Origin of the sequence: Streptomyces sp. NPDC001868 (assembly GCF_040297125.1) — a bacterium.
In the GTDB taxonomy this organism is placed as follows: domain Bacteria; phylum Actinomycetota; class Actinomycetes; order Streptomycetales; family Streptomycetaceae; genus Streptomyces.
On sequence record NZ_JBEOYO010000011.1, the window covers coordinates 141759 to 163801 of the forward strand.

The 22043-nt window shown below is 71.5% G+C and carries 16 protein-coding genes; 8 read left to right on the plus strand and 8 right to left on the minus strand.

Features of this window, described 5'->3' with window-relative positions; translation table 11 throughout:
• Window positions 1-2: 2 nt before the first annotated feature.
• The 3 genes from ABT147_RS16165 to ABT147_RS16175 form a co-directional block, all read right to left on the minus strand.
• The gene (locus ABT147_RS16165) at window positions 3-794 is read right to left on the minus strand and encodes a hypothetical protein (RefSeq protein ID WP_351406247.1); all 792 of its coding nucleotides are present in this window, start codon (window positions 792-794) and stop codon (window positions 3-5) included.
• Between the two features lie 230 nt (window positions 795-1024).
• On the minus strand, window positions 1025-1912 hold the full coding sequence (locus ABT147_RS16170) for a Gfo/Idh/MocA family protein (RefSeq protein WP_351406249.1): 888 nt from the start codon (window positions 1910-1912) through the stop codon (window positions 1025-1027).
• 72 nt (window positions 1913-1984) lie between these two features.
• Window positions 1985-4762, minus strand: a complete 2778-nt coding sequence (locus tag ABT147_RS16175) for a SpoIIE family protein phosphatase (protein WP_351406252.1) — start codon at window positions 4760-4762, stop codon at window positions 1985-1987.
• Window positions 4763-5091: 329 nt separating this feature from the next.
• On the opposite strand from ABT147_RS16175, the gene ABT147_RS16180 reads away from it, so the two are divergent.
• The 5 genes from ABT147_RS16180 to ABT147_RS16200 all read left to right on the plus strand — a co-directional run bounded on the left by ABT147_RS16180 (window position 5092) and on the right by ABT147_RS16200 (window position 12052).
• On the plus strand, window positions 5092-7164 hold the full coding sequence (locus tag ABT147_RS16180; RefSeq protein ID WP_351406254.1) for a DUF1996 domain-containing protein: 2073 nt from the start codon (window positions 5092-5094) through the stop codon (window positions 7162-7164).
• A 99-nt stretch (window positions 7165-7263) separates the two neighbouring features.
• Window positions 7264-8457 carry a sensor histidine kinase gene (locus ABT147_RS16185; protein ID WP_351406256.1) on the plus strand — a complete coding sequence of 398 codons (1194 nt, stop codon included), beginning with the start codon at window positions 7264-7266 and terminating at the stop codon, window positions 8455-8457.
• Entirely contained in the window at window positions 8454-9191 is a 738-nt protein-coding gene (locus ABT147_RS16190; protein WP_351406258.1) for a response regulator, read from the plus strand. Before ABT147_RS16185 ends, ABT147_RS16190 begins: the two co-directional genes overlap by 4 nt.
• A 111-nt stretch (window positions 9192-9302) precedes the next feature.
• Entirely contained in the window at window positions 9303-10265 is a 963-nt protein-coding gene (locus ABT147_RS16195; protein WP_351406261.1) for a hypothetical protein, read from the plus strand.
• A gap of 206 nt (window positions 10266-10471) precedes the next feature.
• Entirely contained in the window at window positions 10472-12052 is a 1581-nt protein-coding gene (locus ABT147_RS16200; protein WP_351406263.1) for a hypothetical protein, read from the plus strand.
• A 42-nt stretch (window positions 12053-12094) separates the two neighbouring features.
• Here the strand turns inward: ABT147_RS16200 and ABT147_RS16205 are convergent, their stop codons facing one another.
• Window positions 12095-12559, minus strand: a complete 465-nt coding sequence (locus tag ABT147_RS16205) for an SRPBCC family protein (protein WP_351406266.1) — start codon at window positions 12557-12559, stop codon at window positions 12095-12097.
• A gap of 177 nt (window positions 12560-12736) precedes the next feature.
• On the opposite strand from ABT147_RS16205, the gene ABT147_RS16210 reads away from it, so the two are divergent.
• Window positions 12737-13789 carry a hypothetical protein gene (locus ABT147_RS16210; protein WP_351406268.1) on the plus strand — a complete coding sequence of 351 codons (1053 nt, stop codon included), beginning with the start codon at window positions 12737-12739 and terminating at the stop codon, window positions 13787-13789.
• 108 nt (window positions 13790-13897) lie between these two features.
• Here the strand turns inward: ABT147_RS16210 and ABT147_RS16215 are convergent, their stop codons facing one another.
• Window positions 13898-14263 (minus strand): cupin domain-containing protein, encoded by a 366-nt coding sequence (locus ABT147_RS16215; RefSeq protein WP_046709106.1) that lies wholly within the window; start codon window positions 14261-14263, stop codon window positions 13898-13900.
• A 149-nt stretch (window positions 14264-14412) separates the two neighbouring features.
• On the opposite strand from ABT147_RS16215, the gene ABT147_RS16220 reads away from it, so the two are divergent.
• Window positions 14413-16710, plus strand: a complete 2298-nt coding sequence (locus ABT147_RS16220; RefSeq protein WP_351406270.1) for an MMPL family transporter — start codon at window positions 14413-14415, stop codon at window positions 16708-16710.
• A 32-nt stretch (window positions 16711-16742) separates the two neighbouring features.
• On the opposite strand, the gene ABT147_RS16225 is transcribed toward ABT147_RS16220, so the two are convergent.
• The 3 genes from ABT147_RS16225 to ABT147_RS16235 all read right to left on the minus strand — a co-directional run bounded on the left by ABT147_RS16225 (window position 16743) and on the right by ABT147_RS16235 (window position 21497).
• Window positions 16743-19025: a M4 family metallopeptidase gene (locus ABT147_RS16225; RefSeq protein ID WP_351406272.1), complete on the minus strand. Its 2283-nt coding sequence runs from the start codon at window positions 19023-19025 to the stop codon at window positions 16743-16745.
• Between the two features lie 198 nt (window positions 19026-19223).
• Window positions 19224-20525 carry a hypothetical protein gene (locus ABT147_RS16230; protein ID WP_351406275.1) on the minus strand — a complete coding sequence of 434 codons (1302 nt, stop codon included), beginning with the start codon at window positions 20523-20525 and terminating at the stop codon, window positions 19224-19226.
• 156 nt (window positions 20526-20681) lie between these two features.
• Window positions 20682-21497 (minus strand): SAM-dependent methyltransferase, encoded by an 816-nt coding sequence (locus tag ABT147_RS16235; protein WP_351406278.1) that lies wholly within the window; start codon window positions 21495-21497, stop codon window positions 20682-20684.
• Between the two features lie 225 nt (window positions 21498-21722).
• Here ABT147_RS16235 and ABT147_RS16240 point away from each other — a divergent pair, with 225 nt between their 5' ends.
• Complete coding sequence (locus ABT147_RS16240) at window positions 21723-21941, plus strand: hypothetical protein (RefSeq protein ID WP_351406280.1); 219 nt, start codon at window positions 21723-21725, stop codon at window positions 21939-21941.
• Window positions 21942-22043: the final 102 nt, after the last annotated feature.

Below are 22043 nucleotides of genomic sequence, written 5' to 3' on the forward strand. Positions count from 1 at the left end.
GGTCACACCGCCGCGCGCGAACGTGCCCTTCCCCGGCCCAGGACGCCGCCGAGCGAGCGCAGCCATCCCAGGACGGCGCCGACGACCGCCCGGGTCCGGGACAGACGGTCGATGTCGGCGGCGAGCGACAGGGCCGCGCCCGTCCAAGCGAAGCCGAAGGACCAGACGGACAGCCACTCGCACAGGTACAGGGGTGTGATCAGCCAGTCGTCGCCCACCTCGGTGACCGCCGCGACGGCGGCGAGCGCCATGAACACCAGGATCAGCACCCCGGCCACGAGGTAGGGACGCCGCACATAGGAGCGTTCCTTGATGCCCGGCGCCCCGTACATGAAGAGGCAGAAGGCCGCCATCGCCGTCAACAGGGCGACGGCGAAGACCTGGTGGAACACGGAGACCGTCTGCTGGCCCGCGTCGCCCCCGGATCCCGGCGCGGTGGGGAAGAGGGCGACACCGAGGGCGCAGGTCCCGGCGGCCGTGCCGAGGATGTCGTTGAACCTGTTGTAGCGATAGACGATCAGGAAGATCCCGAGGGCGCACAGCGCGCCGACGAAGATGTCGCGGGTGCTCGTGTAGTACGCGCCGCTCATCGAACCGGGCCAGGCGTCCTCCCCGGTCCGGCCGTCGAGCCGCGCCGCGATCCAGTTGCCGGCCGGCAGCGCCGGGGGCAGCAGGACACCGATGACCCCGACCCCCAGGCGCAACCGCATGACCGTCCGCGCGTCCTGGTCCTTCTTGCCGGCCGCCACCCCGCGCCGCAGGGGCTCGGCGGCGCTCCCGTCCGTTCCGCTCACGGGCACCTCCTCACCGAAACGCGCGAGGCGAAGGCATGCCCGCCACCGGACGATGTCCGGTATCAGTCGAACGCAAACCCGAACGCAACCGAGGACCGAGGGCAGGCCCGAACGCAAACCCGAACCCGAACCCAACCCGAACCCAACCCGAGCGTGAACCCAAACCCCAACCCCGAGGCGGAACCCAGACCCCGCCCCAAACCCGAAGGCAGGCCCGGGAGTCGGGCCGGTCAGCCGGTCAACTGCCCTTCCGCCGCCACCAGCAGCTCCGTCACCCGCAGCGCGAACGCGGCGTCGCACTGATGCGGGCGGCCGGTGCGCGCCGCCGCCAACAGCGCGTCCCCGGCCCGCACGAGAGCCGGTACGGCCCCCTCGTCGGACGTGGGCAGGACGCTCGTCCCCGTCCGGCCGCGCAGCTCGACCGTGGCGCCGGAGGCCGCGGGCGGCGCCGTGAGGCTGAGGGTGACCGTGCTGGACGCCCCGCCGGTGTGCAGCAGGACCAGATGGACCGTGTCCTTGGGCCCGCGCACGGCGGCGGCCACCTGCTCCACGTCACCGAGGACCGGCAGCAGCACCGACAGGGCGTGCGGGCCCACGTCCCACAGGCCGCCCTTCTCCCGCCGCCACGGCGAGGCCGCGAACGGACTGTCGCTCTCGTCGTCGAACAGCGACCCGAGCCACTCCGCACGGGCCGTGAACCAGCCCCCACTGGCCGCCTGTTCGGTGATCCACGCGTCGATCGCGGTCTGGAAACGGGCGGTGAAGAAGACGACGGAGGCGACCTGGGCCTCCTCGACCGCCTCGACCACGGCCCGCCCCTGCTCCACGTCCGTCGACAGGGGCTTGTCGAGCAGCAGATGGCAGCCCGCCCGGGCGGCACGTGCCGCGAGCGGTGCCTGGACCGAGGGCGGAAGGGCCACTGCGACCGTGTCCACATCGGCGAACAGGGCGTCGACATCCTCGTACACGGGCAGCCCGCCGTGCCGGTCGGCGAGTTCCTTCGCCGCCTCCGGGCGCCTGCCCCACACCCCCACGAAGTCCAGCTCCTGGTGCGCGCTCAGCGCGGGGGCGTACGCCATCTCGGCCCACGGTCCGGTTCCGAGCAGTCCGATACGCATGCTCCGGTCTCTCCTTGCGCGTTCAGGGGCCCTGTCCTTCGGGATCCCTCGGGACGGGCCTGTCGACGACCGTCAGGGCAGCGCCTGTTCGGTCCAGATGGTCTTGCCGGTGGGGGAGTAGCGGGTGCCCCAGCGCTGGGTGAGCTGGGCGATGAGGTACAGGCCGCGCCCGCCCTCGTCGGTCGTGGCGGCGTACCGCAGATGGGGGGAGGTGTGACTGCTGTCGGTGACCTCGCAGATCAGCTGCCGGTCGTGGATCAGGCGCACCCGGATGGGCCCGCCGCCGTACCGGATGGCGTTGGTGACCAGCTCGCTGAGGATCAGCTCGGTGGTGAACTCCAGCTCCTCCAGGCCCCATTCGGTCAGCTGCCGGGTGGCGTCGGCGCGCGCCCGGCGGACGGCCGCCGGGTCGCCGGGCACCTCCCACTCGACGACATGGCCCGGGTCCAGCGCGCGGGTGCGGGCGACGATCAGCGCGATGTCGTCGCTGGCCCGGCTCGGCGGCAGCGCGTCGAGCACGGCCTCACAGGTGCCCTGCGGTGAGGTGTCGGCCCCGGCCAGCGCGGTGCGCAGCAGTTCCAGACCGGCGTCGATGTCCCGCTCCCGGTCCTCGACGAGCCCGTCGGTGTACAGCACCAACCGGCTGCCCTCGTCGAGCTCCAGCTCGGCCGTCTCGAAGGGCAGCCCGCCCAGACCGAGCGGCGGACCGGCCGGCACCTCGGGGAAGTCGACCGTGCCGTCCGGCCGGGCCACCGCGAGCGGCGGATGGCCGGCCCGAGCGACGGTGCAGCGCCGCGACACCGGGTCGTAGATCGCGTACAGGCAGGTCGCGCCGGTGATCGGGGCGGTGCCGTCGAGCACCGCCTCGTCCTGGTCGATACGGCTCACCAGCTCGTCCAGCAGCCCGAGGATTTCGTCCGGCGGCAGATCCAGCGCGGTGAAATTGTGGACAGCGGTGCGCAGCCGCCCCATCGTGGCCGCCGCGTGCAGCCCGTGCCCGACGACATCGCCCACGACGACCGCGACACGGGTCCCGGACAGGGGCAGGACGTCGAACCAGTCGCCGCCCACCCCGGCCTGCGCGGGCAGATAGCGGTAGGCGACGTCCAGGGCGCTCTGCTCGGGCAGATTGCGCGGCAGCAGGCTGCGCTGGAGGGTCTCGGCCATCGTGTGCTCGCGGGTGTAGCGGCGCGCGTTGTCGATGGAGACCGCCGCCCGGGCCACGAGCTCCTCGGCGAGCGCCAGCTCCTCCTGGTCGAACGGCTCGGGCTTCTCGGAGCGCCAGAAGTTGGCGACGCCCATCACCAGCTGGCCCACCCGCAACGGCACGGTGATCAGCGAGTGGATGCCGTACTCGACGACCTGCGCGGACCGTTCCAGATCCTGCGCCCGCCAGCCGGGCGCCCGGCTCAGGTCGGCCACCAGCGTCGAGCGATGGCTGTCGATGCTGCGGGCCTGCGGAGAGGAGGCGACGAGGTCGATCCGCTCGCCCACCTTGTACAGCGGCGCGTCCTTGCGGATCCCGCTGAACGCCGTACGGCGCAGGGTGGTCGCCGTCTCGGGCTCGTCGCCGCTGAGCGCCGCCGGGGCCAGGTCCACGGTGACGAAGTCCGCGAACCGGGGGACGGCCACCTCCGCCAGCTCCTCGGCGGTACGGGTCACGTCCAGACCGGTGCCGACGCCCACCCCGGCGTCGTAGAGCAGCCTCAGACGCTCCCGGGCGGCCTCCGCGCGGCCGGACAGGGCGCGCAGCTCGGTGGAGTCACGGAGCGTGGCGACGCTGCCGGAGGGCTCGCCCTGCAGATCCGTGGCACGCTGGTTGACCGCGATCAGCCGGTCGCCCACGAGGTGCACCTCGTCGTTGGCGACCCGCCCCGAGGCCAGCAGGTCGGCCATGTGCGATTCGAGGCCCAGGGCGTGGACGTCCTGCCCCTCGGCGTCCGCCGGCAGATCGAGGAGGCGGTGCGCCTCGTCGTTGGCGAGCAGCAGCCGGCCCCCGCCGCCGACGATGATCACGCCCTCCCGCACGGCGTGCAGCACCGCGTCGTGGTGCTCGTACATGCGGGTCATCTCGGAGGGACCGAGGCCGTGGGTCTGGCGCAGGAGCCGTTTGCTGACGAGCGCCGTGCCCGCCGTGGCCAGGGCGAGGGCCGCCGCGGCGGCGGCCAGCACCAGCGGCAGCTGCTGCTCCGCGGCCCCGCCCACGTTCTCGGTGGTGATCCCGGCCGAGACCAGGCCCACCACCTTGCCGTCGGGATCCTTGATCGGCACCACGGCCTGGACGAGCGGGCCGAGGGTGCCGTTGATGTCCTCGGTGAAGGACTCGCCCTTCAGCGCGGGTTCGATGGTGCCGACGAACTGCTTGCCGATGCGGTCCGTCTTGGGGTGGGTGTAGCGGATCCCGTCGGTGTTCATCACGACGATGAAGTCGACCTTGGACTGGACCCGGGCGGCCTCGGCCCTCGGCTGGAGCACCGCCGTCGGATCGTCGCCGCTCAGCGCCTCCCGGGTGCCCGGCGCGTTGGCGAACGTCTCCGCCACGGCGAGTGAGCGGTTGTGCGCTTCGCGGGTGCTGTCGTGCCGTACCTGAAGGACCAGCGCCACCACGGCCGACACGACCAGTACGAGCACGATCACGACCTGCAGCAGGAACACCTGCCCGGCGACACTGCGCCCGCTCAGCGCCGACCGCAGCCCCGCGAGCGGGCCCCATCCGGATCCCGGATCCCGACTTGCGCCGCCGTCGGATCCGTGCGGTACCCGCCGGGCGCGGTCGTCCCGGCCCTGCGCAGGCCGACCCTGGGGACGGCGGGTCGAATGAGAGCGAGATCGACCCAGGAGACGGACCATGTGCCCATGTCTACACTGCCCCGCGCCTGGAGGCGAGAGGGGATCACGCACTGTCACGGCCGATGCCGTCGCCCGTACGGCCCAGGAGACGTCCTTCAATGCTGTGACCACCTGTGACGTGCCGCTTCCTGTCGGATTCCTGTGAATTAACGAGACGTTTGAACGCATCGGGCTCCGGCTCCGTATTGGGCTGGGGTTTTCCCTGCCCGGAATCGACCGCGACGTTGTAGGAGCTATCCGTGGGACGCACCACCAGGCGCAGACGCCCAACAGGAGCACGGCGCGCGACCTCTGCCGCGATCGCGCTGATCTTGGGCGGAGGCGGGCTCGTGGCCGTCAACGTCTATGCGTCGGCCACCGAGAGCGGCTCGACCGACGACTCCGTCGAGCAGGTCGCCTCCGCCGTCGGCACGATCGACTGCCCGGATGTCGGGGCCGAACTGACGGAGGTGCCCGAGGAGGCGCGGCCGGAGGTCGACAAGGAACTCGCCGCCCTGGACCAGCAGATCGCCGAGGCCTACCAGCGGCTGCAGAACTCCGCGCGGGCCCAGCAGCAGGACAGCGGCTTCGCCGACAACGCGATCATGAACCCGTTGAAGGAGAAGCGGACCGCGACGATCGAGCGGATCGCGATCGCCATCGACCGCGTCGGTGACCGCCCCGACGGCCTCGACGCCCTCGCCGCCTGTGAACTGCGCCCCGCCGAGAACCAGAACGGCGACCAGAACGGTGGCGGGCAGAACGGCGGTGACCAGAACGGCGACGGTCAGAACGGCGAGGACCAGAACGACGGCGGTCAGAACGACGGCGGTGACGGTCAGGACCAGGGCGGCCAGCAGGGCGGGCAGGGCCAGCAGGGCAACGGCGGGCAGGCCGGCAACGGGCCGGTGGCCGCGGACTACGCCGACATCAAGTCCGTCCAGCCGAACGCCGGGAACCGGGGCGGGCGGCAGAACGGCTCCACCGGCTCCTTCACCACCGCCTGCGGGGTGAACGCGAACGGTCTGTTCAACTCCGACAACGTCATCGTCGCCCCCGGTGTCTCCAACGGCGCCCACCACTTCCACGACTACGTCGGCAACCAGGGCAACAGCGCGTTCGCCAGCGACGAGGACCTCGCGGCGGCCGACACCAGCTGTGAGAACCAGGGCGACAAGTCCTCGTACTTCTGGCCCGTGATCCGGCTGCAGAACGGCACGGCCGAGCAGGACGCCAACTCTCCCGGCGGCGGCATCGAGGGCAACGCCGGTGAGATCGTGACGCCCAAGGCGGTCACGATGAGCTCCGAGGGCAGCCCGCGCGGCGACGTCACGGAGATGCCGCGACTGCTGCGCATCATCACCGGCGACGCCAAGGCCTTCATCAACGGCACGGCCAACGCCAACGCGTCCTGGAGCTGCACCGGCTTCGAGGACCGGCAGCTGAAGGACAAGTACCCGCTCTGCCCCGCGGGCAGCGACGTCGTCCGCACGTTCAAGTTCCAGAGCTGCTGGGACGGCCGCAACATCGACAGCGCCAACCACCGCACCCACGTGGCCTTCGCCGCCGCGGACGGCAGCTGTGCGGCCGGTTTCAAGGCCATCCCGCAGCTGGTCCAGCGCATCGTCTACGACGTCGACGCCCCGAGCCTCCAGGACGGCGGCCGTACGACCCCGCTGTTCGCCGTGGACTCCTTCCCCGAGCAGCTCCACAAGGCCGTCACCGACCACGGCGACTTCATCAACGTCTTCGACGAGGACCTGATGCGGGCGATGGTGGACTGCATCAACGACGGCCGGGAGTGCGACGCGGCCGACATCGGCGGCGGCCAGGGTGATGGCGGCGACCAGGGCAATGGTGGTGACCAGGGCGACGGTGGTGACCAGGGCGGCGACAACGGTCAGGGCGACAACGGTCAGGGCGACGACCAGGGCCAGGAGCAGCCGGGCAACGACAACGGCCAGGACCAGGACCAGGGTCAGGACGACGGCCAGGACCAGGAACAGCCGGGCAACGACCAGGGGCAGGACCAGGACCAGGACGAGAACACGGCTGAGCCCACCGAGACCGCTCAGGCACCCGGAAACGGGGACGACGAGGCGAACCAGGGCGGCGACAAGGAGCCCCAGGTCCTCGGCTCGGTGAAGGCGACCCAGCGGGGCGACGCCCCCGCCGGGGACGAGCGCGACGACCAGGGCGCGGACAACGCCGGAGACGGCGGCGACGCGGCCGTGCCCCCGGCGCAGTCGACGCCCGCCGCCAACTTCCCGTCGGCCGCCGGTCAGCCCGGCTCGCAGGGGTCCGAGTCCGCGACCGGCAGCCTCGCCGAGACCGGGGGCCAGCTGTGGCCCGCCATGATCGGCGGCGTGGCCGTGCTCGCCGGAGTCGTCCTGCTCCGCCGGGTCAGGCGCGGGAGTTACTGACCCCGCGGAACCGGCCGTATGCGGTCCCCATGCTCCGCCAAGCTTGTTAATTTGAACAGGAATTGATCCTGTGCCAGATGAAACGACTCGGGGCGGAGCATGGCGGAGGTCTGGGCCCGGCGGCTGCCGCCGCCCGGCGATGTCGCGTCGGCCGCCGTGGTGTTCGTCGCCATGGTGGCCGTACGGCTGGGCTCGGAGGGCGACACCGGCGCCTCCCTGCCCGTGACCGTGGCGCTCGGCGCGGTGATCGCCGGGGGCCTGGCGGTCCGGCGCCGCGCCCCGCTGGCCGGGTATGTGGTGGGCACGGCGGGGCTCGTCGTGGAGGCGCTGTGGGTGGGCCCCGGTCCGCTGACACCGGTCGCGAACCTCATCGCCGTCCACTCGCTGGGTCTCTACGCGAGCCCGCGCCGGGCCGCGTTCGGCGCGCTGCTCGTACCGCCCGGCGTGGTGGCGCACTTCGCCCCGAAGGACGAATCGTCGGTCGTGCCGGTCGCGGTCGTCCTCGTCTGGCTGCTGGTGTGGGCGGCGGGTTGCGCCACGGCCCGCCGCCGCAGGGAGACGGAAGAGCTGCGGCGGCTGCTGCGCCGCGAGACACTCGTCGCCGAACGGGTGCGCATCGCCCGCGAGTTGCACGATGTCGTCGGCCACTCGGTGAACGCCATGCTGGTCCAGGCCGGCGCCGGACGCATGGTGCTCGACACCGACCCCGCCCGCACCCGTGAGCTGCTGCTGAGCGTCGAACGCACGGGCCGGGACGCCCTCACCGAACTCGACCGCCTCCTCGGCGTCCTGCGCGCAGACGACGACCCCGCCACCGAAGGGACCGTCAGGGACCACGGAACGGCCGGGGGCCACAGGACCGACGCGGATCACGACGCGGATCACGAGGACGACGGCGACGAGACCGGCCTGGACCCCGGTGACCTGGACCAGCTCGTGCGCCCCATGGCGGACGCGGGCATGGACGTACGTCTGCGCGTCGAGCCGGAGACGCTCACCCTGCCGAGGGCGCTGCGGCTGTCCGTCCACCGGATCGTCCAGGAGGCGCTGACGAACGCCCTGCGCCACGGCCACGCCCGGTCCGCCGAGGTGACGGTCCGCAGACAGCGCTGGGGCAACGCGGTGCTCGTACGCGTCGTGGACGGCGGCGAGGGACCGCCGCCGCGGTACCGGCCCGGCCGGGGGCTGCGCGGCATCGGTGAACGGGCCGCCGCGCTGGGCGGAACGGTGGCCCACGGCCCGGACGACGAGGGCGGCGGCTTCGCCCTCACCGTAGAACTGCCCCTGCCGTGACCGACCCCGCCACGACCGCCCGTGCCGACGGCGCCACGACCGTCCGTGTGCTCCTGGCCGACGACGACGCCCTGCTGCGCACCGGTGTCGCGGTGACGCTCGGCACCGCGCCGGACATCGAGGTCGTCGGGGAGGCCGCCGACGGGGTACGGGCCGTGGAACTGTGCCACGCGTTGGCCCCGGACGTCGTGCTGATGGACGTGCGGATGCCGGGCATCGACGGTATCGAGGCCACCGGCCGGATCGTCGAGGCGGGGCTGACCGCGCGGGTCCTCGTCCTGACGACGTTCCCCGACGACGCGTACGTGTGGCGGGCGTTGCGGTCCGGCGCCAGCGGGTTCCTGCTCAAGCGGGCCACACCCGAGCGCCTCATCGACGCCGTCCGCACGGTGGCCGCCGGGGACACCCTGCTGGACCCCTCGGTCACCCGCGCCCTCGTCGAGCGCTTCGTCCTCGACGGCCGGACCGCCCGCGCCGATCCGGACACGGGCGACCGCGCCCGGCTGCGCCGGCTCACCGCCCGTGAGGCACAGGTGCTGCGCCTGATCGCCGAGGGACTGTCCAACGCGGAACTCGCCGGTCTGCTCGGTATCGCCGAGTCCACCGCCAAGACGCACGTCAAGCGCATCCTGCACAAGATCGACGCCCGTGACCGGGCCCAGGCCGTGGTTCTCGCGTACCGCTCCGGTCTGATGGAGCCACGCGGCGACCGCACGGACCCCGACCTCGTGTGACCGGGCGTACCCCCACAGGGGTATGCCCGGTCACCCCCGCAGGGGGACGCCCGGCTCTCTCCACCGGCCTACGGTCGGTGCCGGTCGGCGTGACGGGGCGGGGGAGCGGGGATGAACGCGATGCGGGCGGGGACGGTTCTGGCGGCGGACGTGTGGCGGGCCGTGCGTCCGCGGGACCGCTTTGAGTGGCCGCTGTGGTGGTGCGGGACGGCGCTGACGGTCTCCGGGGCGGTGCACGGTGTGGTGGCGGTGGTGGACTGGGCGCCGTGGTGGGGGCCGGTGTCCTGGCGCAAACCGGTCGCGTTCGGGGTGTCGTTCGGGCTGCTGGTGTGGTCCGTGGTCTGGATCGTGCGGCAGATGCCGGCGCGCTGGTGGGTGCGGGTCCCGGCGGGACTCGTCGTCCTCGTCGCTGTCTGCGAGGTCGGGCTCATCACCGCCCAGCGCTGGCGCGGTGTCGCGTCCCACTTCAACCAGGCGACGGAGACCGACTCCGCGATCTGGTCCGTCATCGGCACCCTGATCCTGCCGCTGATCCTCGGCCTGGTCTGGCTGTTCGTCGCCGTGCTGGTCCGCTTCGACGGCAGCGGGGCGTCCCGTGTCGCCGCACTGGTGGGTCTGGCGGCCGTCCTGGTGGCCGGGTACATCGGCACCGACATGGCCGCCATCGGGGAGACCGTCTACGACGACACCGGGCGGGTGCCGCAGGAGGTGCTCTTCGGAACGGCGGGCAGTGCCAAGCTCGCCCATGCCGCCGGGCTGCACGGCATCCAACTCCTCGCCGTGCTCGCGATCCTGGGCGACGCGGGGCGCCTGCGGCCCCGGAGTACGGGCATCGTCCTGGCGGTCGCCGCCCTCGGCTACGCCGCCGCCTTCGGGGCCGTCACCGCGACCGCCTACGCCGGCCGCGCCCCCTACGACCCGACCGCCCCCTTCTGGGTCCTGCTGGTGGCCGGCCTCCTCACGACGGGCACGGCGGCGGCCGTCGTCCTCGCCCAGGCGTCCCCCTCCCACCGCGCCCCGGAACCCCGGGCGGCGGTGGAGAACAGTTCGCTCGTCGGGCGAACCGGACGGTGACCCGGGTGCGTCCACCTGCTGAGGGACCTGTACCTCCACGCACCGCCCGGCGGTGCGACCGACCCTTTCGCGCCACCTCTCGGGCGGTGGTCACGAATGGAAATCGATCTCTGTCCACGCCCGAGAATCGTCTGTCGCGCCATCGAGTTTCGGCCGTACACTGACAATTCGTAAGCATGCGGGTGGAGTTGACGGGGGGATCCGAGATGTCCGGGGATCAGTACGGCGTAAGAGACCAGGACGGCTGGAGCCACAGCTTCGTCGTGCCTCCGATGCCGCCGGGGCCGCCGCCCGGCCCGGCCGACGGCTGGCGGGCCGTCGGGGTGGGCCTGCTGAACCTCAGCGGTCTCGGGCTCGGCTACGCCCTGATGCGCCGCCCGCTCCTGATGCTCGTGTGCTGGGCGGCCACCGGCCTCCTGCTCTTCACCGTGCTGCCCGCCGACCCCGACGGTGTCTCCGGCGCGACCCTCACCGTCTACGGACTGTTCCTCCTCCTCGCGGCCGTCCACGGCGCCTTCCTGGGCCTGCGCAACCGCCTGGTGTGGCCCGCGAAGTCCCCCCTCGCCATCGCGCTCGGCGTCCTCCTCCTCGGCGTACCGGTCGCGAGCGGTCTGCTGTACGAGACCGCGCGGAAGGAAGCCGTCGAGGAGATGCTCCTGGACCGGCTGGAGAAGGCCGACGAGCTCGTGGACAAGGCCTCCGGTCAGACCTTCTCCTCCACCCAGTCCGAGTTCCGCAGGGCCCTGACCGCCTATGACGACCTGACCACCGACCACCCCGACTCCCGGGCGGCCGAGAAGGTCCCGGACCGGCTGAAGACCTTCTACACGACGGTCGGCGCCCCCTACGAGAAGCAGCAGTACTGCGACGCGGTCGCTCCCCTCGAATACCTGCGCACGGTCCCGCAGACCGTCGGCAAGCAGGACCTGGGTTCGCTGACGACCTGGCCGGACGACCGGCTCGCGACCTCGCTGTACGAGTGCGCCTCCGAAAGCCTGGCGGGCGACACCGAGGGATGGCACGACCAGTTCAGCGACCTCCTCACCACGTTCCCCGACTCGGAGCAGGCGGCGAAGGTCGAGCCCGAGGTCAAGGCGGCCGTCGACAAGGCCGTCAAGGCCGTGGGCGGCGACGACCCGTGCACCGCCGTGGACCGGCTGGGGACGCTCGGCTCCCAGGTGAAGTCGCTGCCGGGGGACAAGGCGGGCGTGGCCGACGCCCTCGCCGCCGACGCCGGACGGGCCGAGAAGTCCGCGTCCGCGGGCGTCTACACCTGCGGTGTGGACCAGTACAACGACGGTGACTTCGCCGAGGCCGTGACCTCGATGAACGACTTCGTCGACGCCAACAAGAAGCACAAGAACGCGCCGCGCGCGAAGAAGATAGCGATCGCCGCCGAGATCGCGCAGGAGGTCCCGGAGGCGGGCAAGAAGCTGCCCACCACGCGTTCCGGCGGCAGCATCTCCGTCACGGTCAAGAACGACAGCCCCGACGAGATCCAGGTCATGTACACCGGTCCCGTGACCGGCACCTTCACCCTCAAGGGCTGCGGCACCTGCTCCAGTTACAGCTGGAGCAGCACCCTGGTCACCGGCTTCAAGCCGTGCAACGGCAACGACAACTACCCGCAGCGCACGATCAGCCTGCCGGTCGGCACCACGTACTTCCTGCACAAGCCGAAGGGCGGCAGTACGTCGAGTGCCGCCTCCGACACCGCCAAGCTGGAGTCGGGCTACATCTACACAGAGTGCGCCTATGTGACCTCGGGCTACGGCCTGGACTCCTGACGCGCACCGGGGCACGGCGATCCGGAGGGCCGCGGGCGCGGCTCAGCTCCTGCGGCCCTCCACCCACCCGGCGACGTCGTCGAGGTCCTTCGCGACGGCCCTGCGCACGGCACGGGCACCGATACCGCCCATGACCCTGGCGAGCAGACCCGCGACGGCACCGGTCGGCTCGGCCGAGAACGTCATCAGGATCGTCGTCGACTCCGGTCCGTCGGCCCGCAGCACCCACTCCGAGACATAGCGGGAGCCATGCGACTCGGCCTCCACCACATAGCGCTCGGGCGGCTCGCTGACGGTCACCCACATCTCCTCGGTGGCGTCCTTGCCGAACATCCGACGGGTCTCCCGCCACCGGGTGCCCACCCCGAAGCCCCCGTCCGTGAGGACCTCGACCCGTGTGACACCGCCGAGCATCCGCTCCATACCGCCGAGGTCCGTCAGGGCCTCCCACACCCGCCCCTGAGAAGCGGCCACCCGCCGCTCGACTACGACACTTCTGCTGGTCATGACTCCCATGAAAGCACCGGGTACCGACACCCGCCCCAGGACGGCCGCCGCCCCGGCCGGCTCGCCGGGTTGCGTAGGCGGGATGCGTACTTCTACGGACGACCGTGCCGGGGGCGTTCTGCCAGGATCGGGATCTTCGCCGCCTCACCCCGTCCACCACGACACGAGGAGAAGCCGATGACCGAACGCCCCGAGGGTGCGCCGGCGCAACCGCAGCCACAGGACCAGCCGTCCGCGTCCCCGGCCTGGCCGCCCCCGGCACAGGCCCAGCCGCAGGCCCCCGCGCCCCAGCAGCCGACCCTGCCCGCCGCGCCCGCGGCCCAGGCCCAGCCGCAGACGCCGGCCCAGGCCCCGACACCGACGCCGACTCAGGCGGAGATACCGAGCCCGGCGCAGGCACCGACCCCGGCGCAGACGCAGGCACCCGCCCAGGCGGCCCCGACCGCGTACCCCTATCCGAACCCCCAGTCACCGGCCGGGTACGGCCCCCCGGTCGCGCCGGTACCGGCCCAGGCCAATCCGTACGGCCAGCCGGCGGGCGGTTATCCGCCGGGCGGCTACCCGCCCCTCGGCGCCCCGCCCGCGAAGGGCGCCGGCGGACGTGCCGTGCTGTGGGCGCTGGTGGGCGCGGTGGTGGCCTCGGCGGCGTGGGCCGGCGGTGTCTTCCTGCTCGGCAAGGACGACACGGAGGCGGATCTGCGCGGCTACCAGGCCAAGTCCAACCTCTGCTCCTCGGTGGACTACTCCTCGTTCCAGAACGAGTACCCGGAGGAGGACACCGCACCGGTGAACAACTCCCTGGAGCACGAGGCCCTCGACCAGGGCTACTGCAGCATCTCCCTCAAGAAATCCTCGACCTCTTCCCTCTCCGACGCGTACTTCTCGGTCCAGATGGACCTCCACAAGAAGACCGACCCGGGCCCCGAGTTCACCGCCCTGTGGTCCGAGTACGACCAGCGGTACGAGGACTACGACGTGGACGAGGTCTCCGGCTTCGGCGACGAGGCGTATCTCGTCACCGAGGACACCACGTCCGGGGACGACAAGAGCGGCAGCCGGTCGGCCACCCTCGCGGTGCGCGACGGCTGGATGACGTACGAGATGCGGTGGAGCGCCTACGGCTCCAGCTACGACGACGTGGCCATGCCCGACGTCGACGACGTCGTGGAGTGGCTCAAGAACGACACGAACGCGACGCTGGACAACCTGCGGGACTCCGACGGCATCTAGCCGTGCGCCCCGGTGCGCGCGGGCCCGCCGGGGCGAGGTGCGCGGGGCTCACGGACGGAGGCGGTGCGCGCACGCCACCGCCTCCGCCCCCTCTCGCACCCGATCGGCTCAGTCGTCCTTCGCCTTGGCGTAGTCCGTCGCCATCTGGCCGGCGAAGTCGTACAGCAGGACCTGCTCGTCGCCCACGACCCACGCGTCGTGCCCCGGCGGGCACACGAAGGCGTCGCCCGGTCCTACCTCGCCCTCACCACCGTCGTCCATACGGATGTGCATACGTCCCTGGACCACATAGCCGTTGTGGTGGACCTGGCAGCTCTCCGTGCCCGCGATGGGGGCGACGGACTCGGACCAGCGCCAGCCCGGTTCGAAGGTGGCCACGGCGAAGTCGAGCCCGGTGAGGTGCACGGCTTCGAGGTGCCCCCGTGGGAAATCGCGCCGTTCGTCCGGCTTCTCGACCGTCTTGATCTCCAGCATGACGGCTCCTTCCGCTAGGCCGTCCCACCTCCCCATCGTCCGCCTGTCAAGCCGGGGCCGCCAACCGGGGGACCGTTCTCTTTGGACGTGCCGGGCCGCCGGGAGCGTCGTGTAATGAGGGCCGGGAGATCGCTCCCGTGGGAGAGACGATGCGCTCAGGGCGTTCCGGTGGGGAAGGCGGCGGGGGCAAGGCCGCGGTGGGGCGGCTGCGACGGCTCGGCGAGTGGTGCGCCCGGCACTTCGTGATCGTGATCGTCGCCTGGCTGGTCGCCCTCGCGGCCCTGCAGACGCTGAACCATGCCTACGGCGGCGACTACTCGGACGACTTCGACCTCCCGGGAGCGCAGTCCACCAAGGGCCTGGACGTCCTGAAGGAGCACGACCCGGCGGCCGGCGGCTACAGCAGCCAGATCGTCCTGTACGACAAGGACAAGGCGCTCACCTCGCTCGGCTCCCAGATGTCCGACACGGTCTCCAGCCTGGAGAAGCTGCCGCATGTGCTGTCGGCGCAGAACCCGCTCTCCGCGCCCTCCGACCCGTCCTCGCAGTCGTCGGACCAGTCGCAGCAGCCGAACGTCGGCCCGCTGTCCTCCGACCAGAAGACCGCGTACATCACCGTCCGCTTCGACGTACAGCCCTCGACCCTCGGGGACGGCTACCTCGACGGCGTGGACGACTCCGTGCAACCGCTGCGGTCGGCGGGCGCCGAGGTCGAGTACGGCGGACCGCTCGGCGAGCTGGCCCGGCCCGCGCCCGACGACCGGGTGAGCGAACTCATCGGGTTCGGGGTGGCGATCGTCGTCCTCCTCGTCGGCTTCGGCAGCGTCATCGCGGCCGGACTGCCGCTGGTGACCGCGCTGCTGAGCGCGATCGGCGGCCTGGCCTGTCTCGGGCTGCTGGCCTCCGCGTTCACCTTCGCCACCGTCTCCCCGACCCTGGCGACGATGATCGGTCTCGGCGTGGGCATCGACTACGCCCTGTTCCTGATCACCCGTCACCGGCAGAACCTCATGGACGGCGCCGACCCGGTGCACGCGGCCGGATACGCCGCGACGACCAGCGGCCGCGCCGTCCTCGTCTCCGGCTGCACGGTCATCATCGCCCTGGCCGGCCTGTACGCGTCGGGCGTGAGCTTCATCGGCAAACTCGGACTCGCCGCCGCCGTCACCGTCGTCACCGCGGTCATCGGCGCCCTGACCCTGGTGCCGGCCCTGCTGGGGCTCATCGGCCGCCGTATCGACCGCTACCACGTGCGCAAGCCGATCGCCGAGACCGGCGTCGAGGAGGGACAGGAGATCCAGGGCACCTGGCACCGCTACGCCCAGCGCGTCGAGCACCGGCCCTGGCACTTCCTCTCGGCGGGGATCGTCACGATCGCCGTCCTCGCGATCCCCGTCTTCTCCATCCAGCTCGGCCACATCGGCGACGGCGCCGACCCCACCTCCTTCACCGACCGCCGCGCCTACGACCTGATGACCGACGCCTTCGGCCCCGGCTCCAACGGCCCGCTCACCGTCGTCATCGACCAGACCGACGTTCCGTCGTCCGACCGCCAGTCCCTGCAGTCCACCGCGCAGAAGGACCTCGACGCGGTGGAGGGGGCGCACGCGGTCACCCCGCTGACCGTCACCCAGGACGGGGACGTCCTCTACGGCACGGTCTACTCCGAGGAGTCCCCGCAGAACGCCGACACCACGGCCCTGGTGAACCGTCTCGCCGACGACACCCTGCCCGCCTCGGTCTCCGGCACCAAGGCCAAGGGGTACGTCACCGGCACCACGGCCTCCCAGGTCGACTTCCGCGACATCGTGGCGAGCCGGCTGCCGATCATCATCGCCGTCGTCGTCGCCCTGGCCTTCCTGATCATCCTCATCGTCTTCCGGGGCCTGCTCGTCGCGTTGAAGGCGGCGGTCCTCAACGTCCTGTCCATCACCGCCTCGTACGGCGTGGTCGTCGCCGTCTTCCAATGGGGCTGGGGCGGACCGGCGCTGGGCGTCTCCGGCAAGGTGCCCATCGAGAGCTATGTCCCGATGATGATGTTCGCCATCATCTTCGGGCTCAGCATGGACTACGAGATCTTCCTGCTCTCCCGGGTCCACGAGGCCTGGCTGCGCACCGGCGACGCCCGAGCCTCGGTCGCCCACGCGCTGGAGATCACCGCGCGCGTCATCACCTGCGCCGCCCTGATCATGGTGAGCGTCTTCGCCGCGTTCATCATCAGCGACAACATCGTCGTCAAGATGCTCGGCCTCGGTCTCGCCGTGAGCGTCCTCATCGACGCGACGGTCGTACGGCTGCTCCTCGTCCCGGCGGTGATGACGCTCCTGGGCCGTCACGCCTGGTGGACCCCGCACTGGCTGGACCGGGTGCTGCCGCACATCGACGCGGAGGGGGACACGGCCGAACGGCCGGTCCCGCAGGGGCGGGACCGGCCGCTCGATGGCTGACGCGCTTCAGCGGAAGGTGAACTGACGGACGATCAGAACGTCAGCTTCCAGCTGTTGATGTAGCCGGTGTCGAGGCTGGCCACGTCCTGGACCCGCAACTTCCAGGTACCCGCGGCGGTTTCGGAGGAGGCGTCCACCGTGTACGTCTCGACCACGTTGTCGGCCGAGTCGGACCCCGAGGCGTCCTTCAGCCGGTACGCCGTGCCGTCCGGGGCGACTAGGTCGACGACCAGGTCACCGCGCCAGGTGTGGACGATGTTCACGTCCACGCTGAGCGTGCTGGGCGCCGCTCCGGCCCGGTTGACGTTGATCGGGGACTCGACGGTGGAGTTGTCGGGGATCTGGTAGTCGGCGGTGTTCTCGAACACCGACTGGTTCCCCTCCTCGTCCACCCGCCAGGCGAAGCTCGCCGTCCCGGTCTCGCCGGCCGCGTCCGTCACGGTGACCGTCGGCGTCCAGTTCCCGGCCGTGGTCGGGGTGCCCGAGATCCGGCCGGTGGCGGCGTCGACGGACAGCCCGTCCGGCAGACCGGTGGCCGCGTACGACAGGGCGCCGGCGTTGGTGGAGGACGCCTGGACGTCCAGCGTGACGGCCTGCCCGATCAGGGAGTACTGGGCGGCCGGCGGGACGACCGTGACACCGTCGAGGATCCGGGAGCCGACGTTGATCGCGGCCCAGGCGTTGGCGGTGTTGTTGTAGGTCACGGAGCCGAGCCCGTACAGGTCGGCGGCGGCCTGCAGGGTGGCGACGCGGGCGGCGGCGTAGTTGGTCGTGGACGTCATGTACGTGGTGAGCGCCCGGAACCAGATCTTCTCGGCCGCGTCCCGGCCTATCGGCGTCACCGGCAGCCCGTCGAACGTCGGCGAGTCGTAGGAGACGCCGTTGACGACCTTCGCGCCGTTGCCCTCGGAGGCCAGGTAGTACCAGTGGTTGGCCGGGCCCGAGGAGTAGTGGACGTCGATGTTGCCGAGCGTGGACGACCAGTAGTCGCGCGAGGAGCCGTCCCTGCTGGGCTTGTCCATGTAACGCAAAGGTGTGCCGTCGCCGTTGATGTCGATCTTCTCGCCGACGAGGTAGTCCCCGACGTCGTTGGCGTTGCCGGCGGCGAACTCGACGGCGGCGGCGAAGATGTCGGAGGTCGCCTCGTTCAGGCCGCCCGACTCGCCGCTGTAGACGAGGTTGGCGGTGACCGACGTCAGACCGTGCGTCATCTCGTGCGCGGCCACGTCGATCGAGGTCAGCGGGTTGGCGTTGTTCGAGCCGTCGCCGTACGTCATGCAGAAGCAGGAGTCCTGCCAGAACGCGTTGACGTAGTTGTTGCCGTAGTGGACCCGGCTGTAGGGGGCGACCCCGTCGTTGCGCAGCCCGTTGCGGCCGTGCACGTTCTTGTAGTAGTCCCAGGTCAGCGCGGCCCCGTAGTGCGCGTCGGCGCCGGCGGTCTCCAGGTTGGCGGTGGTCCCGTCGCCCCAGATGTCGTCGGTCCCGCTGAACAGCGTGCCCGTCCCGGACGAGCCCCGGTTCAGGTTGTACGTGCGGTGGTTGCCCCGGTCCGCGTCGGTCAGTGTGAACGACGAGCCCGACGGGCTGGTGCCGAGGGGGACCGTGCCGCTGTAGCGGGTGTTGCCCGTGCCGGTGTGCACGGCCTCGTACTCGAACAGCTTCTTCCCGGTCTGCGCGTGGGTGATGACGTGCAGCTCGCTGGGTGTGTCGTCGTGCTGGAAGCCGCTCACGACGGTCTCGTAGGCGAGGGTCGGCGTGCCCTTCGCGGCCCAGACGACCTTGCGGACGCTGTCCGCCTCGGTCTTGGAGGAACCTTCCTCCTTGGCCGCCGCGAGCGCCTGCCTCTCCGCCGCCGCCTTGCTGACCTCGGCGCTGAGGTCCGACACCTTCAACTCGGGCTTGTAGGCCCGGGTGACGCTCTCGACCGCGCCGCTCTTGGCGGCGTGGACGACGAGGTCGCCGCCGAGCACCGGCAGCCCGGCGTAGGTGCGCTCGTAGCGGGTGTGCGTGGCGCCGTCGGCGTCCTTGACGACGTCGCGGACCCGCAACTCCTCCTGGGCGCCCAGGTCGAGGCGGTCGGCGGTCCTGTCCGTGGCCTTCTCGGCCCGCTGGACGAGGGTCGCGCGCTGCGCCGGGGTGAGCTGCGCGGGCAGTGCCCCGCGGTCCGGCTTCGCCGACGCCGCGGGACGGGCGGTGCCTTCGCCGCCGTCACCGCGAGCGATCGCCGGGGCGCCGGGGACGGCTACGGCGAGGACCGCCGCCGCGACGACGAGGGCGGCCGTGGCATGGGTACGTCTGTGGGGGGTGGATCTCACGCGAACTCCTTTGCTGCGGCCGACGTTGGACGAGCGGCCGTACGAAGGCCCCGGTGCACGGGTCGAGGCACCGGGTGGTGCAGGGAGTGCTGCGATGCGGGTGCGCGTGCGCCGTCGTGAGACGGAATGCGCACAGAGTGGCAGACGTCAGCCGGGTATGTCAGGGGCATATCAAGTGTTTGGCCGGAAAGTGTTCGATCACCGACCGCCGGTGACCAGGCGCTTCCCGGCGGCGGCCCGTACCTCGGCCTCTTCCATCGGATCGTCCCGCAGTGCCGCCAGCCGCTCCCGGACGTGCGGCAGATCGGGCGCGTGCGTGATCCCCAGCAGACGCGCGTCCGGTTCGCAGTCCCACAGCGACTCGGTGTACGCGAAGTCGAGCCCGGCCGGCGCGACGGCCGCCAACGCCCGCAGATAGTCCGGCCGTTCGTACGAGTGCGGGGTGCGCAGCCACAGCCGGCGCAGCATCGGCGCCGCCTCCGCGCCCGCCGGGCCGAAGCGGGCGATTCCGGTGGCCGGGGTGGCGGGACCGCACCACTGGCGTGCCGCTTCGTGCGCTTCGAGCTCGGCCAGCAGGACGGGCAGATCCTGGACCGTGCCGTGTTCCGCCAGCAGTTGGACCCCGGTCCAGGACAGCCATGACCGCCCGCTCGCCGCCCAGGCCCGCGCCTCGGGCACGGCGAGCGGACCGAGCCGTCCGACCGCGAACCCGAGCCCCGGCAGGGGCAGTTCGCCGTTCACCTCCGCAAGGCCGGGCACCAGCGGGATGAGTGCCGGGTCCGGCGGACGCCCGGCCAGGAGGCGCAGGGCCTCGATTCTCTCGTGGAGTGCCGATCCGTCGTCGGCGAGGACGTCCAGCAGTCGTCGGCTGCTCGGTCCCATGTCGAGGGTGTGCGGCCGGAGTCGGCACACGGGTGCATGTGTTTCGGCCCCCGCCGTATGTGCTCCGGTCCCCGCCGCAGGTGTCCCGGCCCCCATGCGCCAGCGCACCCAGGGCTCGGACCGCCACAACGGGGGCCGGTCCGCGCCCAGTCGGTCCCGTGCGACGTCGCGCAGGTCGTCCCACCACTCGACGGGCCAGACATCCGCCACGGACTCCAGCACATCGGTCCAGTGCTCGCCCTCGTGGACGTGCGCCCGCAGCGCTTCGCGTGCCTCGGCCGACCCCGACAGGGCCAGCAGCTCCAGGATCCGGGTGGCCCGCTCGCAGTCGTCCGCGTCGCCCGCGAGGAGGGTGCGCACGGGACCCAGCGCGAGCCCCAACTCCCTTATCAGGCGCGCCAGATACAGGGCGCGGTCGTCCACCACTGTGTCCCACCGCCAGTCCTGCCGCACGACCTCGTACACCGACGCGGCCGACGCGGCCGACGCGGCCGACGCGGCCGACGTCTCCGGTCCGTCGAGCGCCCGCAACGCGCCCAGCCCGCGTCCGCGTTGCAGCAGCCCGTCCAGTGTGTTCGGCGAGGCGTACGCCTGCTCGTCCGCGGTCTCTTCACTCATCGGCAGTCATCGGCACTCATCGCCGCGAAGCCTGCCGGAGACGGCCGACCGGCACCAGCCGTTTTTTCAGCGGCCGGTCGAGGGGGGATGCGGAGGCGGATGCCCGGGTCCCATGGCGGACCCGGGCATCACGACGAGCGGTGATATGACGTCACGTCACGGCTTGCGGGCGAGACCGCCGTGTTCGGCGATGACCTCCGGGGTCGCGTCGGTGGTGTCCGGGCGCCAGAGGGGCACCGAGACGACGCCGGGGTCCAGGAGTTCCAGACCGTCGAAGAACGAGGTGATCTCGTCGACGGAGCGCAGGTTGTACGGCACGGCGCCGCTCTCGTTGTACCCGTCCTGGGCCCGCTCGAAGATCGGGTCGATGCCCCGGGAACCGTCGTTGATGGAGAGGTAACTGCCGGACGGCAGCGCGCCCATCAGGTGGTCGACGATGGAGCGCGCCTGGTCGTACGTGGCGACGTGGCCCAGGATGTTGCTGAGGATCAGGGCCGTGGGCCGGCTGAAGTCCAGCGTCTCGGCGGCCGCCGCGAGGATGCGGTCCGGGTCGAGCACGTTGGAGTCGACGTACGCGGTCGCCCCCTCCGGCGTGGAGTAGAGCAGGGCGCGGGCGTGCGCCAGGACCATCGGGTCGTTGTCGACGTAGACGATCCGGGTCTCGGGGGCGATCCGCTGGGCCACCTGATGGGTGTTGTCGGCGGTCGGCAGACCCGTCCCGACGTCCAGGAACTGCCGTATCCCGGCCTCGGCGACCAAGTACGTGATGTTGCGGCGCAGGAACGCGCGGCTGCTGCGGGCGATGGTCACGATGCCGGGGAACACGGCGGTGTACGCGTCACCGGCCTGCTCGTCGACGGGGTAGTTGTCCTTCCCGCCCAGCCAGTAGTTCCAGATACGGGCCGAGTGCGGCACCGAGGTGTCGATCTTCTGATGCGCCGCCGGTCCGGGCGTGGGCGCGTGGTCGGTCATGTCTACCGTCCGTCTTTCAGCCGAAGCGAGGAGTTCCCGACATAACTTACGGCCCGAAACCCGTGCTCCGTACGCCAGTTCACATTTCCGGTGGGCCCCGAGCAGGGGATTCGCGGCCCAACAGCCGCGCTGTCGGTGGGTGATGGCAGGGGAACTTATCGCTTCGAACAGGCGTCCTTGGTGGTGAGGCTGGACGCACCTGGTGCGCGACGGAAGTGGGTTGCCATGACGACGAACGACCCGACCGAGATCGAGACCACCCTGGCGGACGGCCGCCGGATGACCCTGTCGCTGCCGCCGACCGACGCGGGCTGGGCCGCCGACGGCATCAAGGCCCTCCGTGTCGTCCCGCCCACGCACACCGGCCGAGGCCAGGACCCTCCCGCTCTTCCCGAGCGCCCCGTGCTCCCTCTCGAAGTCGCCCTGCTCGGATTCGGTATCTGAGGATCTCCAGCGGGTTCCACCCCTGGAGAAGGCCCACGGGACAGCCGCCGGAAAGGACCCTCCCGGAAAGACCGAATCACGGTTCGGTCCCGGAGGAGGCTT